This is a genomic window from Dechloromonas sp. H13 (genome assembly GCF_009469615.1).
In the GTDB taxonomy this organism is placed as follows: Bacteria; Pseudomonadota; Gammaproteobacteria; order Burkholderiales; family Rhodocyclaceae; genus Azonexus.
On record NZ_SSXX01000002.1, the window covers coordinates 61559 to 75834 of the forward strand.

At 65.7% G+C, this 14276-nt stretch carries 14 protein-coding genes and 1 other RNA gene; 9 read left to right on the forward strand and 6 right to left on the reverse strand.

From position 1 onward, the window contains the following. Positions 1-43 precede the first annotated feature (43 nt). A complete protein-coding gene (leuA, locus tag GH660_RS04730) occupies positions 44-1738 on the reverse strand; it encodes a 2-isopropylmalate synthase (RefSeq protein ID WP_153145453.1) in 1695 nt (564 codons plus the stop codon). Between the two features lie 133 nt (positions 1739-1871). On the opposite strand from leuA, the gene GH660_RS04735 reads away from it, so the two are divergent. Continuing rightward, on the forward strand, positions 1872-2342 hold the full coding sequence (locus tag GH660_RS04735) for an Lrp/AsnC family transcriptional regulator (RefSeq protein WP_153145454.1): 471 nt from the start codon (positions 1872-1874) through the stop codon (positions 2340-2342). A gap of 55 nt (positions 2343-2397) precedes the next feature. Here the strand turns inward: GH660_RS04735 and infA are convergent, their stop codons facing one another. Then, a complete protein-coding gene (infA, locus tag GH660_RS04740; protein WP_153145455.1) occupies positions 2398-2658 on the reverse strand; it encodes a translation initiation factor IF-1 in 261 nt (86 codons plus the stop codon). A gap of 28 nt (positions 2659-2686) precedes the next feature. Next, positions 2687-3571 (reverse strand): transglutaminase family protein, encoded by an 885-nt coding sequence (locus GH660_RS04745; protein WP_153145456.1) that lies wholly within the window; start codon positions 3569-3571, stop codon positions 2687-2689. A gap of 284 nt (positions 3572-3855) precedes the next feature. On the opposite strand from GH660_RS04745, the gene rnpB reads away from it, so the two are divergent. Then, positions 3856-4233, forward strand: an RNA gene (gene rnpB / locus GH660_RS04750) — RNase P RNA component class A. Positions 4234-4262: 29 nt separating this feature from the next. Here rnpB and GH660_RS04755 read toward each other — a convergent pair. Then, positions 4263-4784 (reverse strand): DsrE family protein, encoded by a 522-nt coding sequence (locus GH660_RS04755; protein WP_153145457.1) that lies wholly within the window; start codon positions 4782-4784, stop codon positions 4263-4265. A gap of 143 nt (positions 4785-4927) precedes the next feature. Here GH660_RS04755 and GH660_RS04760 point away from each other — a divergent pair, with 143 nt between their 5' ends. From GH660_RS04760 to GH660_RS04780, 5 genes are all read left to right on the forward strand, one after another. Continuing rightward, on the forward strand, positions 4928-6079 hold the full coding sequence (locus GH660_RS04760) for a class I SAM-dependent methyltransferase (protein WP_153145458.1): 1152 nt from the start codon (positions 4928-4930) through the stop codon (positions 6077-6079). Between the two features lie 82 nt (positions 6080-6161). Next, positions 6162-6557: a hypothetical protein gene (locus GH660_RS04765; RefSeq protein WP_153145459.1), complete on the forward strand. Its 396-nt coding sequence runs from the start codon at positions 6162-6164 to the stop codon at positions 6555-6557. A 6-nt stretch (positions 6558-6563) separates the two neighbouring features. Continuing rightward, positions 6564-7064, forward strand: a complete 501-nt coding sequence (locus GH660_RS04770) for an RNA polymerase sigma factor (RefSeq protein ID WP_153145460.1) — start codon at positions 6564-6566, stop codon at positions 7062-7064. After that, a complete protein-coding gene (locus GH660_RS04775; protein WP_153145461.1) occupies positions 7061-7864 on the forward strand; it encodes an anti-sigma factor in 804 nt (267 codons plus the stop codon). The genes GH660_RS04770 and GH660_RS04775 overlap by 4 nt, the downstream gene beginning before the upstream one ends. A 29-nt stretch (positions 7865-7893) precedes the next feature. After that, positions 7894-8895, forward strand: a complete 1002-nt coding sequence (locus tag GH660_RS04780; protein WP_153145462.1) for a catalase family peroxidase — start codon at positions 7894-7896, stop codon at positions 8893-8895. 55 nt (positions 8896-8950) lie between these two features. Here the strand turns inward: GH660_RS04780 and ahpF are convergent, their stop codons facing one another. Both ahpF and ahpC read right to left on the reverse strand, forming a co-directional pair. Beyond that, positions 8951-10504, reverse strand: a complete 1554-nt coding sequence (ahpF, locus tag GH660_RS04785; RefSeq protein WP_153145463.1) for an alkyl hydroperoxide reductase subunit F — start codon at positions 10502-10504, stop codon at positions 8951-8953. Between the two features lie 108 nt (positions 10505-10612). Next, positions 10613-11176, reverse strand: a complete 564-nt coding sequence (gene ahpC, locus GH660_RS04790) for an alkyl hydroperoxide reductase subunit C (RefSeq protein ID WP_153145464.1) — start codon at positions 11174-11176, stop codon at positions 10613-10615. A 286-nt stretch (positions 11177-11462) separates the two neighbouring features. On the opposite strand from ahpC, the gene GH660_RS04795 reads away from it, so the two are divergent. After that, positions 11463-11720: a chaperone NapD gene (locus tag GH660_RS04795; RefSeq protein ID WP_153145465.1), complete on the forward strand. Its 258-nt coding sequence runs from the start codon at positions 11463-11465 to the stop codon at positions 11718-11720. Continuing rightward, on the forward strand, positions 11717-14230 hold the full coding sequence (gene napA / locus GH660_RS04800; RefSeq protein ID WP_153145466.1) for a nitrate reductase catalytic subunit NapA: 2514 nt from the start codon (positions 11717-11719) through the stop codon (positions 14228-14230). Before GH660_RS04795 ends, napA begins: the two co-directional genes overlap by 4 nt. Positions 14231-14276 lie beyond the last annotated feature (46 nt).

Genomic DNA, 14276 nt, shown 5'->3' on the forward strand with positions numbered 1-14276 from the left:
TGGGGCGGCCTTCAGTACGCCGCCCGGACTGTCGCCATGTCCGTCAGGCGGCCCGCTCGGCGGCCATGGCCTGTGGCCGGATGCCGCCGCGATTGACGCCGCTGAGGAGCGCCTTGATCGAGGCGGTGACGATGTTGTCGTCGATGCCGACGCCGTAGCATTCGCCGCGCCCGGTGGCGGCGATCTCCATGAAGGCACAGGCCTGGGCGTCGCCCGCCTCGCCGCTCGGCGCCATCGAGCGCTCCTCGTAGCTGCGCACCTGGACGCTGATGCCGGCCCCCTGGAGGGCATGCACCGCGGCGTCGATGGGGCCGTTGCCGGTGCCGGTGAGGAGGTGCGGCGCGCCGTCGATGTCGACCGTGAGGCGGATGCCCTGGGCGTTGCCCTGTTCGAACAGGTGGTGTTCGCGGTAACGCACGGGTGCGGTCGACTCGAGGTAGGTGTCGGAAAAGAGGCGCCAGATGTCGTCGGCGCTGACTTCGCCGCCGTGCGCGTCGGTGTGCTTCTGGACGACGCCCGAGAACTCGACCTGGAGGCGGCGCGGCATGACGACGCCGTGCTCGCTTTCCATGAGGTAGGCGATGCCGCCCTTGCCCGACTGGCTGTTGACGCGGATCACCGAGTCGTAGCTGCGGCCGACGTCGGCCGGGTCGATCGGAAGATAGGGCACTGACCAAGGCTCATCCGCCTTTTGAGCGGCAAACCCCTTCCTGATGGCGTCCTGGTGGGAGCCGGAGAAGGCCGTGAAAACGAGATCCCCGACGTACGGGTGGCGCGGATGGATCGGGAGCTGGGTACAGTGTTCGTAGGTGCGGGCGACGGCGTTGATGTCCGAGAAGTCGAGGCCGGGATCGACGCCCTGCGTGTGCATGTTGAGGGCGAGGGTGACGAGGTCGACGTTGCCGGTGCGCTCGCCGTTGCCGAAGAGGCAGCCTTCGACGCGGTCGGCGCCGGCCATCAAGCCGAGTTCGGCGGCGGCGACGGCGGTACCGCGGTCGTTGTGCGGGTGGAGGCTGATGATGACGCTGTCGCGACGTGCGAGGTTTCTGTGCATCCACTCGATCTGGTCGGCGTAGATGTTGGGTGTGGCGATCTCGACCGTGGTCGGGAGGTTGAGGATGACCTTGCGCTCGGGCGTCGCGCCCCAGGCCTCGGTCACCGCGTCGCAGACTTCCCTGGCGAAGTCGAGTTCGGTGGCGGTGAACAGCTCGGGACTGTATTCGAGGGTGATCCTGGTTTCCGGCATTTCGTCGGCGAGCGTGCGGATGAGGCGCACGGCATCGACCGCCATGGCCACGACCTCGGCCTTGCTCATGTTGAAGACGGTTTCGCGGAAGGTCGGGCTGGTCGCGTTATAGACATGCACGATGGCCTGCCGGGCGCCGCGGAGCGACTCGAAGGTGCGGCGGATGAGGTGCTCGCGGGCCTGGGTAAGGACCTCGATGGTGACGTCGTCGGGAATGTGGCCGCCCTCGATGAGGCCGCGCACGAAGTCGAACTCGGTCTGCGAGGCGGAGGGGAAGGCGATCTCGATTTCCTTGAAGCCGATGGCGCAGAGCGTCCGGAACATGCGCATCTTGCGTTCGCCGTTCATCGGCTCGAACAGCGCCTGGTTGCCGTCGCGGAGGTCGGTGCTCATCCAGGTCGGCGCGTGGTCGATTACGCGATTCGGCCAGTTGCGGTCGACGAGGTTGACCGGGGCAAAACCGTGGTACTTGGTGGGGGTGGCTTGCGGCATGGCGCGGCTCCTTGGAACTCGATTCGATGAACGAAATATTAAGGAAAAGCGGCCAGCAGGTGCTTGCGTTTTATGGGTCGATTGCTACCATGTTTGGCAGATTATTCTGATAAATTTAACTATTGAGCAATTTATGGAACTTGACCGCTACGACCGGCAGATTCTCGCCGTCCTGCAGCAGGACGGCCGCATCAGCAACCAGGATCTGGCCGAGCGCATCGGCCTCTCGCCGTCGCCCTGCCTGCGCCGCGTGCGCACGCTGGAGGAGTCGGGCCTGATCACCGGCTACCGCGCCCTGCTCGACGCGAAAAAGCTCGGTCTCAGCCTGATGGCGCTGATTGGCATCTCGATGGACCAGCACACGCCGGAACGCTTCGCCAATCTCGAAAGCGCCATCGCCGACATCCCGGAGGTGCTCGAATGCCTGCTGATCACCGGCCAGCAGTCGGATTACCAGCTCAAGGTCGTGGTCGGCGACATGGATGCCTACCAGGATCTGCTGCTCAACAAGATCACGCGCATCCAGGGCGTGACCGGGGTGCATACCAGTTTCGTGCTGCGCAAGGTGGTCGACCGGACGGCGCTGCCGCTCGGCGGAAACTGAGGCGGCAGACACCGGCTTTCCGTATCCGGCGGCAGTGCGACCAGGGGCGGAAGGCTCAGTGGCGGCGTCGTTGCGGCGCCGGGCCGCCGCTGCGGGTTTCGAGATGGCGGAAAGTGATGCGGCCCTTGCTCAGGTCGTAGGGCGAGAGTTCCAGTGTGACCTTGTCGCCGACCAGAATGCGGATGTGGTTTTTCTTCATCTTGCCGGAGGTGTAGGCAACCAGATTGTGGCCGTTTTCCAGCGTGACGCGGAAGCGGGTGTCGGGAAGGACGTCATTGACGACGCCCTGCATTTCAATCAGTTCTTCTTTGGCCAAGGGGTGTTCTCCAGATAAAAATAGGGGGTCAGGCGATGTCGACCGCAGCATCGGTCGATAGCGCTTCCGGCCGGTGGTGGGGCAGTTGCCAGGGGTGACCAGGTTCGGACAGGGCGCGGACGGAAATGAGCGGGGGTGGCGGCGGCGCCACCACGCTGCCGAAAATGGTTGCGTACGAGACGTCGGCGGCATCGCGCCCGGTGCCGAGCCGCACGAAGCCCATCGGGATGGCGGTACCGGACGGGTCGAAGAGATACCAGCGGTGGTCGAGAAAGACCTCGACGTAGGCGTGAAAGTCACTCGGGCCGAGCGCCGGGTCGGCGCCGTAGTCGATGCCGGTGGTGAAGCGCGCCGGAATGTTCAGGGCGCGGCAGATGGCGATCATCAGGTGGGCGAAGTCGCGGCAGACGCCGACGCGGTCGGTCAGGGTGTCGAGCGCCGAGGTGGCCGAACTGCTGGTCGCGCTCTTGAAGGTGACCTGCCGGCGCACCCAGTCCTGGATGGCCTCGACGCGGCGATAGCCTTTCGGCAGGCGGCCGAATTCGTTCATCGCCAGCAGGCTCAGGCGGTCCGACTGGCAGTAGCGGCTCGGGTAGATGTAGGTCAGGGCCGACAGCGGCAGGCTGGCGACCGGGGTTTCGCCGATGCCGTCGGCCAGCGCGACATGGTGGTCGATGTCCAGCGTCGCCTGGTAGCTGATGTGCAACGGGCCGCCAGCCGCCGAAAGGCGCAGGTAGCGTGCGCTGGTGAGCGGATCGGTCTGGATCGTCGGCTGCACCGGCTGGCTGATCTGCAACTGCTCGTCGACGACCGTCTGGCAGGGGGTCCTGGCCGCGTGGATGTTGAAGACGAAATCGGCACCCGGGCCGGCAAGTTCGTAATGGAGATCGATCGCAAACCGGATGCGGACCATGAAATTCCCAAGTTGATGGCGCCCGGCCTGCGGGCAAACCCTGGACGCGGTCGGGCGACCAGTCGAACGGCGCTATGCGGCGGGAAATGTTTGGATCAGCATGCCGCCGGCCCGGTCAGGGGCGCGGCAGGGAAGAAGGGCATTTACGCGGGGCAAAACGATGGTGCTGCGCTTGTTTTGTGCGGTGCAGCAGGCGAATTTTACGCCCCCGGCTGCCGGCCGGCAAGGCGATCCTGATTCGAAATGGCCGGGGTGACCGCTGCCGTGCGTATAATCCGCAGCGGAAAGTCGGCCAGGCAATCGCCGGATACGCGAGTATCGGGAGGAAAGTCCGGGCTCCGCAGGGCAGGATGCCAGCTAACGGCTGGGCGCTATAAGCCGCAAGGCGAAGGCGACGGAAAGTGGAACAGAGAGTAGACCGCCGGTCGGGGCAACCCGGTCGGTAAGGGTGAAACGGCGAGGTAAGAGCTCACCGCGTCGGCGGCAACGTTCGACGGCACGCTAAACCCCATCCGGAGCAAGACCAAATAGGGAAGCATGGGCGTGGCCCGCGCTGCTTCCGGGTAGGTTGCTTGAGCCTGCCGGTGACGGCAGGCCTAGAGGAATGATTGCCGAACCCCGCGAGGGGGGAACAGAACCCGGCTTATCGGCCGGCTTTCCAACCGATCTCCACTTTCCGGCGACTCGCCGGTCACTCGATGATTTCCGGGTGCTTCTGCAGGAAATCGGCGCGCTTGGTCCGATTGATGACGTCGCCCGAAATGTAGGCATAGCCGTTCTGCTGCCATTTTGCGAGATCGGTCATCGCGGCCGGTACGACCGTTACCAGATCGTAGAAATCCCCGGGCTTGTAGCCGCGGAAGTTGGCGGCATTGCGACAGACGCGCAGGGAGACGCCCTGGTCGGTCAATGCCTTGAGGCGCTCGTAGATGTCGGGGTAGGCGGCGCGATTCAGTCGCGAAAGCATGTGCAACTCGTTGCCGTGGGCCACCATGACGATGTGCGACTGTCTGACGTTGCCGAATTCCTTCAGGCTGTTCAGGTGGTTGTTCAGATAGCCGAGGGCCTGGTAGAGATCCTCGGGTTTCTCCAGATTGAACTGGTAAACGGCCTTCTGGGCGCCAAGTGGCGTGCCGTCGAATTTCGACGGATCGTCCGGGCCGGCCCAGGCGACACCGGCGCACAGCAGGGCACCCAACAGCAATCGTTGCATTTTCGTCTCCTAGGGGAAGTGTCGTCTGTCGTCATGAGCGGAAGTGGCACGCGACACTATATTAGAAAAATCATGGATGCTAACCGAGTCCGGGGTAATTGCCGGCAGTGAAGTTGCCAGTCCCTTCTCCCCTACAATGCCGCATGACCATCGCACCGCACCCCACCATCCGCTGGCAGGAGGCAGCTGCCGGGCATGTCGCCCGCTGGCGCTCCGAAGCCGGCGTCGCGCCGCCGGTTGCGGTCGACGTCGTTGATGACCGGATTTCCGCCGACGCCGCCTGGCGCCTGCTGGAATCCGGCACGGCGCTGCTCTGGCGCGGCGACTGGGTCAATGCCCGTCACCTGCTGCAGGCGCTGACCCGGCGCGCCGACCGCCGCTTCGGGGCGGAGCGCGGCAAGCCGCCGGCGACGCCGGCCGCGGCCTTCGCCCGCCATCGCGAACGCCAGGGCCGGCGCGCCGCGCTGCTCGGCCGCCTACTGGTGCCGGTGCGTGCCGATTACGCGCTGCCGCTGCGCCGCGCGCAGGACGTCCGCCAGGCTTGCGTGGAGGCCTGGGGGGCGCCGGACGGCGAGGATGCCGTCGTCGCCCTGCGCGAACTGCTGGCCGTGGTCAGCGCCCACGAGTGGCGCAAGAAGGGCGTGCCGGTGCCGGCGGTCGCGGGGCGCATCCATCCGCATTACGGCGTGTTTTCACCGGTGCGCGGCGAATATGTCGATCTGGTGGCCACGGCGCCGCTACCGGCGGATTGTGAACTGGCGTTCGATATCGGCACCGGTTCCGGCATCCTCGCCGCCGTGCTGGCGCGGCGCGGCGTCCGCCGGGTCGTCGCCACCGACCAGGATCCGCGGGCGCTGGCCTGCGCCACGGAAAATGCCCGAAATCTCGGGTTGACCGCAGCGATCGAGGTGATCGCCGCCGACCTCTTTCCGCACGGCCGGGCGCCGCTGGTGGTGTGCAATCCGCCGTGGGTGCCGGCGCAGCCGAGTTCGCCGGTCGAATACGCGGTCTATGATCCCGATTCACGCATGCTGCGCGGCTTTCTCGGCGGCCTGGCGGCGCATCTGGAAGCCGGCGGCGAGGGCTGGCTGATCATTTCCGACTTCGCCGAACACCTCGGCCTGCGTTCGCGGGCCGAACTGCTGGGCTGGATCGCGGCGGGCGGCCTGCAGGTGCTGGGGCGCCTCGACACCCGGCCACAGCACCCGAAGGCGCGCGATGCCGGCGACCCGCTGCACGTGGCGCGGGCGGCCGAGGTGACGTCGTTGTGGCGGCTCGGCGCGGCGCCGAAATAAATTTTTGCGGCGGATGGAATAAAGGCGGGTCGCCTTCCGTTCATTCCGGTGTAGCACCCGAATAACACCAACGGAGATCACCATGAATGCACCCAGATACGCGCCAAAACTCGCGCTCGCCCTGCTCGTGTCGACGACCCTCGCCGCTTGTTCCTCCTACTCAACCCGCGCCGCGGCGCCGGCGACGGAGTCCGGCGGCGTACTCACCGGCGCCAACGGCATGACACTCTATACCTTCGACAAGGATGCGCCCGGCAAGAGCAATTGCAACGGCCCCTGCGCTACCAACTGGCCGCCGCTCTACGCGGCGGACGGCGACAGCGGCAGCGGCGACTACAGCGTGATCAACCGCGACGACGGCAAGAAGCAGTGGGCGTTCAAGGGCAAGCCGCTGTACTACTGGACCAAGGACCAGAAGCCGGGCGACAGGACCGGTGACGGCTTCCTCAACAACGCCTGGCACGTCGCCAAGCCCTGAGCCAGCGTGGACAGCGCGGCGATCCTGGCCGAGATTCCCCGCCTGCGCCGCTATGCGCGGGCGCTGCTCGGCGATCGCGCGGCGGCCGACGATCTCGTGCAGGACACGCTGGAGCGCGCGTGGTCGCGCGCTTCGCTGTGGCAGGCCGGCAGCGACCTGCGCGCCTGGCTGTTCAGCATCATGCACAACCTGCGCGTCGACCAGTTGCGCCGGCCGGAGGTGGCGACCCGCGCCATCGCCGCGGACGAAGCCGAGTTGCCGACGCGCGCCACGCAAAGCGACCGCCTCGAGGTGCGTGATCTCGAAGCCGCCCTGCGCCAGCTGCCGGAAGAACAGCGCGAGGTGCTGCTGCTGGTCGCGCTGGAGGGCAGCAGCTATGCCGAAATCGCCGCGGCGCTCGGCATTCCCACCGGCACCGTCATGTCGCGCCTGGCGCGCGGGCGGGAGCGCCTGCGCCTGCTGCTGGACGGCCGGCAGCCGGGGGCCAACCTGAGAGTCGTGCGATGAGCAAACTGCCGATCACCGAAGCCGACCTGCACGCCTATCTCGATGCCGAGCTGCCCGCGGCGCGGCGGGCCGAGGTCGAGGACTACCTGGCGGCCAATCCGGCGGAAGCCGAGCGCGTGCGCGCCTGGCAGGCCCAGAAGCTGGAACTCGCTGCCCTGTTCGCCCCGGTCCTCGACGAGCCGCTGCCGGAAAACCTGCGCGCCCTGGCCGCGCCGCCGCCAGCTGCGGTCGACGTGCAAAAACGGCCGTTTTTGCCGGGCTGGTCGCTGCAGCGCCTGGCAGCCGGCCTGCTCGTCGCGCTGCTCGGCGGCGTCGGCGGCTGGTTCGTCCATGCCCGCTTCGAGGCCGCCGACCGCCAGGCGCAGATGATGCCGTTGCCGCGCCAGGCGGCGGTGGCACACGTCGTCTTCAGCCCCGACGTGCGGCGCCCGGTCGAGATCAGCGCCGAGCAGGAAGACCAGCTCGTCGCCTGGCTCTCCAAGCGCCTCGGCACGCCGGTGCGCCCGCCGCGGCTGGGGGCGCTCGGCTACGAGCTGATCGGCGGCCGCCTGCTGCCGGGCAACAGCGGCCCGGTCGCCCAGTTCATGTATCACGACGCCAGCGGCCAGCGCCTGACCCTCTACGTGACGACCGAGAACGCGGCCAACCGCGACACCGGTTTCCGCTTCGCCCGGGAAGGCCCGGTCAATGTCTTCTACTGGATCGACGGCCGCTTCGGCTACGCCCTGTCGGCCGGCATCGACAAGGGCGAACTGGCGCGCGTCGCGAGCGCAGTCTACGACCAGCTCGAACACCAATAGCTTTCCCAACCCCACAAGGAAACCCCATCATGCGCACGAAGACGTTGCCGTATTTCGCTTTCGCCGGCCTGCTCGGCCTCGCCCCCCAGCTTGCCGGCGCCGCCGAGCCGGAAGTCACTGCGCCGCAGGTGGTCGGCGCCATCGAGGGGGTGTTCGGCGTCACCCCCGGCGAACGGCGCAACCATATCAAGGGCACTTGCGCCGTCGGCGAATTCGTCGGCAGCAAGGAGGCTGCGGTCTACAGCCGTTCGGCGCTGTTTTCCGGCAAGCCGGTGCCGGTCGTCGCCCGCTTCTCGGTCACCGGTGGCAACCCCAAGGTGCCGGACACGGCGAAGAACGTGCGCGGCATGGCGCTGCAGTTCAAGCTGCCGGACGGCCAGCTGCACCAGATGGCGATGCTCAACACGCCGATGTTCGGCGCCGCCAGCCCGCAGACCTTCCTCGACCTGATGCTCGCGCTGCAACCCGATCCGGCGACCGGCAAGCCCGACCCGGAAAAGATGAAGGCCTTCAAGGCCAGCCATCCGGACAACCTGGCGCAGGCGCAGTACCTGGCCAGCCACAACCCGCCGGCCAGCTATGCCAGCAGCGCCTTCTGGGGCATCCATACCTTCCGGTTCATCGACCGCCAGGACAAGGTGACCCTCGTGCGCTGGCGCTTCGTGCCGCAGGACGGGGAGAAGCGCCTGAGCGACGACGAACTGAAAACGGCGGGCGCGAATTTCCTCGAGCCGACGCTGATCGCCCGCACCCAGCAGGGGCCGGTGCGCTGGGACATGCTGCTGACCATCGGCCAGCCGGGCGACCCGGAAGACAACCCGACCCTGAGCTGGCCGGCGGAGCGCCGGGAGGTGAAGGTCGGCACGTTGACCATCACGGCCGCCATGCCGCAGAAGGGGGCGGCGTGTGAAGGGATCAATTTCGATCCGCTGGTGATGGCCGACGGCATCGCCGCGACCAACGACCCGGTGCTGAAGTTCCGCTCGCCGGCCTACGCGGTGTCGTTCGGCAAGCGCCTGAGCGGCCAGTAATCGCAGGGACGCCTGCCGATGTGTGGCATCGGCAGGCGGGGTTCGCGGGGTGGCGTCAGGCCGGGGCCGAGGTGCGGATCAGGTGGTCGAAGGCGCTGAGCGCGGCGGTGGCGCCGGCGCCCATGGCGATGACGATCTGCTTGTAGGGCACCGTCGTGCAGTCGCCGGCGGCGAAGACCCCGGGTACCGAGGTCTGGCCCTTGGCGTCGATCTCGATTTCGCCGAATTTCGACAGGTTGACCGCACCCTTCAGCCAGTCGGTGTTGGGCAGCAGGCCGATCTGGACGAAGATGCCTTCGAGGTCGATGCGCTTGATCTCGTCGGTATTGCGATCCTTGTACAGCAGGCCGTTGACCTTGTTGCCGTCGCCGGTGACTTCGGTGGTCAACGCCATGGTGTGCACCTCGACGTTCGGCAGGCTGGCCAGCTTGCGCTGCAGTACGGCGTCAGCGCGCAGCTTGCTGTCGAATTCGAGCAGCGTCACGTGGCCGACGATGCCGGCGAGGTCGATCGCCGCCTCGACGCCCGAGTTGCCGCCGCCGATCACCGCCACGCGCTTGCCCTTGAACAGCGGGCCGTCGCAGTGCGGGCAGTAGGCGACGCCCTTGCCGCGGTATTCCTTCTCGCCGGGCACGTTCATTTCGCGCCAGCGGGCGCCGGTGGCGAGGATGACCGACTTGCTCCTGAGCACGGCGCCGTTCTCCAGCGTCACCTCGATCTGGTCACCCGCCTTGAGTTGCGTGGCGCGCTGCAGATTCATGATGTCGACGTCGTAGTCCTTGACGTGTTCCTCCAGGCCGGCGACCAGTTTCGGACCGTCGGTTTCCCTGACCGAGATGAAGTTCTCGATGGCCAGCGTGTCCATCACCTGGCCGCCGAAACGCTCGGCCAGCAGGCCGGTGCGGATTCCCTTGCGCGCCGCGTAGATGGCGGCCGCGGCGCCGGCCGGGCCGCCGCCGACGACGAGGACGTCGAAGGCTTCCTTGGCGCCCAGTTTCGCGGCGTCGCGTGCGGCGGCCCCGGTGTCGAGCTTGGCGACGATTTCCTCGACGCTCATCCGCCCGGCGCCGAACTCGACGCCGTTCAGGAAGACGGTGGGCACGGCCATGATCTGGAGCCGTTCGACTTCGGCCTGGAACAGTCCACCGTCGACCATCGTGTGGCTGACGCCGGGGTTGAGCACGGCCATCAGGTTGAGCGCCTGCACGACGTCCGGGCAGTTGTGGCAGGACAGCGAGATGTAGGTCTCGAAACGGAACTCGCCGGGCAGCGCCCTGATCTGCTCGATCACGGCCGCGTCGACCTTGGGCGGGTGGCCACCGGTCTGCAGCAGGGCGAGGATCAGCGAGGTGAATTCGTGGCCCATCGGCAGGCCGGCGAAGCTGATCCGGGCCGCTTCGCCGGGGCGGCCGATGGCGAAGGAGGGACGCCGTGCGGCGTCGCCGTCGTCGCGCAGGCTGACCTTGTCCGACAGGCCGGCGATATCGGTCAGCAGGCCGTGCATCTCCTGCGCCGCGGCGCTGTCGTCGAGCGAGGCGACGAGTTCGATCGGCGTCTGCAGCTTTTCGAGGTAGGCCTTGAGTTGGGTCTTGATGTTTGCGTCGAGCATGCTGTTCTCCGGTGATTGAGAATTTCAGTGAAAAGGGGCTCGCCGGCCCCTTTGCGCTGAAATCCGCACCGCTCCCGTGCCGGGAGCGGTTTGGGGTTGGCGTGGCGCTTAGATCTTGCCGACCAGGTCGATCGACGGGGCCAGGGTCTTGGCGCCTTCCTGCCACTTGGCCGGGCACACTTCGTTCGGGTGTGCGGCCACGTACTGGGCGGCCTTCAGCTTGCGCAGGGTTTCCTTGACGTCGCGGGCGATCGCGTTGTCATGGACTTCCATGGTCTTGATGATGCCGTCCGGGTTGATAACGAAGGTGCCGCGCAGGGCCAGGCCGGCGTCGTCGATATGCACGTCGAAGGCGCGGGTCAGCTGGTGCGTCGGGTCGCCGACCAGCGGGAACTGGGCCTTGCCGACGGCCGGCGAGGTTTCGTGCCAGACCTTGTGGGAGAAGTGGGTGTCGGTCGTCACGATGTAGACCTCGGCACCGGCCTTCTGGAACTCGGCGTAGTTGTCGGCGGCATCCTCGATTTCGGTCGGGCAGTTGAAGGTGAAGGCGGCTGGCATGAAGATCAGGACGGACCACTTGCCCTTCAGGTTGGCTTCGGTCACTTCGACGAACTTGCCATTGTGGAAGGCCTGGGTCTTGAACGGCTGGATCTGGGTGTTGATGAGCGACATGGGGTTTTCTCCTTGGTTGAGGTTGAAGACAACGTATGAATGATAGATCGTCGCCATTCATTGAGCCAATTGAATCGGGAAATATCTTTCATAGGCAACTGCTATTGCCTTGCATGATCCGCAACATAGTCTAAAAGTAGTAGTTGGCATCATGCATTGGTAGTGCCCGGGGAGCTAGGTCTGCACTAATTGACTCAAATCAACGGAATCGCCCTCCGGATCAGGATCATTGCAACCGATATGGCGCCTGTTCCGGGCGATCTATACGTTTTGAGGATTGGACCAGATGAATATTTCCAGTGCCATCGTGCACATCGTTCCAGCGCGTCTCGACGAAGCCTGCGCAATCCTGGCCGGGATGGACGGCGTGGAAATTCATGCGCGCACCCCGGAAGGCAAGGTCGTCGTCACGCTCGAGGACGACGATACGGAATCGGCCGCAAATCGATACGTGGCTCTCCATGGCGTTCCCGGAGTCGCGGCGGTGGCCATGGTTTATCAATATAGCGACGAAGAGTCAGATAGCGAGGAGGTAGAGGCGTGAAACTCAATCGACGGGACTTCATCAAGGCCAACGCGGCCGCGGCGGCCATGTCGGTCGCGGGGTTGTCGGCCCCGACGGGCGCGGTAGCGGCCGGCAAGGACGACATTCGCTGGGACAAGGCGGCATGCCGCTTTTGCGGCACCGGCTGCGGCGTGCTGGTCGGCACCCAGGACGGGCGCGTGGTCGCCACCCAGGGCGACCCGGATGCGCCGGTCAACCGTGGCCTGAATTGCATCAAGGGCTATTTCCTCTCCAAGATCATGTATGGCGGCGACCGCGTCAAGACGCCGATGCTGCGCATGAAGAACGGCAAGTACGACAAGACTGGCGAATTCACGCCGATTTCCTGGAAGCAGGCGTTCGACATCATGGAAGCGCAGGCCCGCGAGACCATGAAGAAGAAAGGGCCGAACGGCCTCGCGATGTTCGGTTCCGGCCAATGGACGGTCTGGGAGGGCTACGCGGCCGCCAAGCTGATGAAGGCCGGCTTCCGGACCAACAACATCGACCCCAATGCCCGCCACTGCATGGCTTCGGCCGTCGCCGGCTTCATGCGCACCTTCGGCATCGACGAGCCGGCGGGTTGCTACGATGACATCGAGCATGCCGACGCCTTCGTTCTGTGGGGTTCGAACATGGCGGAGATGCACCCCATCCTGTGGACGCGCATCACCGACCGCAAGCTGTCGAGCAAGCACGTCAAGGTGGCGGTACTGTCGACCTTCGAGCATCGTTCCTACGAGCTGGCCGACATCCCGATCATCTTCACGCCGCAGACCGACCTGGCGATCCTGAACTTCATCTGCAACTACATCATCGAGAAGGGCAAGGTCAATCAGGACTTCGTCGGCAAGCACGTCAACTTCAAGAAGAGTGTGACCGACATCGGCTATGGCCTGCGTCCGACGCACGCGCTGGAAAAGGATGCGACCAGCAACGGCTATCCGGGTGCCGACGGCAAGCCGAAGGGCGATACCGGCAAGTCCGAGCCGATCACCTTCGACGAGTTCAAGAAGTTCGTTTCCGAATACACGGCCGAGAAGGTTTCCAAGCTCTCCGGTGTTTCGGTCAAGGATCTCAACGCCCTCGCCGAGTTGTACGCCGATCCGAAGATCAAGGTGACCTCGTACTGGACGATGGGCTTCAACCAGCACACGCGCGGCACCTGGGTCAACAACATGATCTACAACGTGCACCTGCTGGTCGGCAAGATTTCCGAGCCGGGCAACAGTCCCTTCTCGCTGACCGGTCAGCCCTCGGCCTGCGGCACGGCACGGGAAGTGGGCACCTTCTCGCATCGCCTGCCGGCCGACATGGTGGTGACCAATCCCGAGCACCGCAAGCATACCGAGGAGCTGTGGGGGCTGCCCGACGGGACGATTCCCGACAAGCCGGGTCTCCACGCCGTCGCGATGGCGCGCGCGCTCAAGGACGGCAAGGTCAATTTCTATTGGCAGCAGTGCAACAACAACCTGCAGGCCGGTCCCAACATCAATGAAGAGCTTTACCCCGGCTGGCGCAACCCGGAAACCTTCATCGTCATCTCCGATCCCTATCCGACGCTGTCCGCCTCCTACGCCGACCTCGTCCTCCCGACCGCGATGTGGGTGGAGAAGGAAGGCGCCTATGGCAACGCCGAGCGGCGTACCCAGTTCTGGCGCCAGCAGGTCAAGGCGCCGGGCGAGGCGCGTTCCGACCTGTGGCAGGTCATGGAGTTCTCGAAGCGCTTTAAGGTCGATGAGGTGTGGCCGGCGGAACTGCTGGCCAAGGCGCCCAAGCTGAAGGGCAAGACCCTCTACGAGGTGCTCTACGCCAACGGTGTTGCCGACAAGTACAAGGTCAGCGAAATCGCCGCCGGCTTCGACAACGACGAGTCCAAGTATTTCGGCTTTTACGTCCAGAAGGGGTTGTTCGAGGAATACGCCCAGTTCGGACGCGGGCATGGCCACGATCTGGCGCCGTTCGAAACCTACCATCAGGCCCGTGGCCTGCGCTGGCCGGTGGTCGATGGCAAGGAAACCCTGTGGCGTTTCCGCGAAGGCTTCGACCCTTACGTCAAGAAGGGCGAGGGCGTCGCCTTCTACGGCCACAAGGATCGCAAGGCGGTGATTTTCGCCTTGCCCTACCAGCCGCCGGCGGAATCGCCGGACAAGGAATTCGACATGTGGCTGTGCACCGGGCGTGTCCTCGAGCACTGGCATACCGGCACCATGACCCGGCGCGTCCCGGAGCTCTACAAGTCGTTCCCGGACGCGGTCGTCTTCATGCATCCGGACGACGCCAAGGCGCGCGGCCTGCAGCGCGGCATGGAGTGCAAGGTGGCGTCGCGGCGTGGCGAGATCATCCTGCGCGTCGAAACGCGGGGCCGCAACAAGCCGCCGCGCGGGCTGGTCTTCATCCCGTTCTTCGACGCCGGGCGCCTGGCCAACAAGCTGACGCTGGACGCGACCTGCCCGATTTCCAAGGAAACCGACTACAAGAAATGTGCCGTCAAGGTTACCCGGGCGTAGATTCGCCGGATAACCGTCACCATGAAAAACGGCCAGGTGGCTGCCT

Excerpts from the sequence above, each read along its gene's own strand:
- GH660_RS04780 (WP_153145462.1), top strand. The coding sequence starts at position 7,894 with ATGCGCACGAAGACGTTGCCGTATTTCGCTTTCGCCGGCCTGCTCGGC.
- GH660_RS04760 (WP_153145458.1), top strand. The coding sequence starts at position 4,928 with ATGACCATCGCACCGCACCCCACCATCCGCTGGCAGGAGGCAGCTGCC.
- GH660_RS04795 (WP_153145465.1), top strand. The coding sequence starts at position 11,463 with ATGAATATTTCCAGTGCCATCGTGCACATCGTTCCAGCGCGTCTCGAC.
- GH660_RS04735 (WP_153145454.1), top strand. The coding sequence starts at position 1,872 with ATGGAACTTGACCGCTACGACCGGCAGATTCTCGCCGTCCTGCAGCAG.
- GH660_RS04755 (WP_153145457.1), bottom strand. The coding sequence starts at position 4,784 with ATGCAACGATTGCTGTTGGGTGCCCTGCTGTGCGCCGGTGTCGCCTGG.
- ahpC (WP_153145464.1), bottom strand. The coding sequence starts at position 11,176 with ATGTCGCTCATCAACACCCAGATCCAGCCGTTCAAGACCCAGGCCTTC.
- GH660_RS04745 (WP_153145456.1), bottom strand. The coding sequence starts at position 3,571 with ATGGTCCGCATCCGGTTTGCGATCGATCTCCATTACGAACTTGCCGGC.
- GH660_RS04765 (WP_153145459.1), top strand. The coding sequence starts at position 6,162 with ATGAATGCACCCAGATACGCGCCAAAACTCGCGCTCGCCCTGCTCGTG.
- GH660_RS04775 (WP_153145461.1), top strand. The coding sequence starts at position 7,061 with ATGAGCAAACTGCCGATCACCGAAGCCGACCTGCACGCCTATCTCGAT.
- leuA (WP_153145453.1), bottom strand. The coding sequence starts at position 1,738 with ATGCCGCAAGCCACCCCCACCAAGTACCACGGTTTTGCCCCGGTCAAC.
- ahpF (WP_153145463.1), bottom strand. The coding sequence starts at position 10,504 with ATGCTCGACGCAAACATCAAGACCCAACTCAAGGCCTACCTCGAAAAG.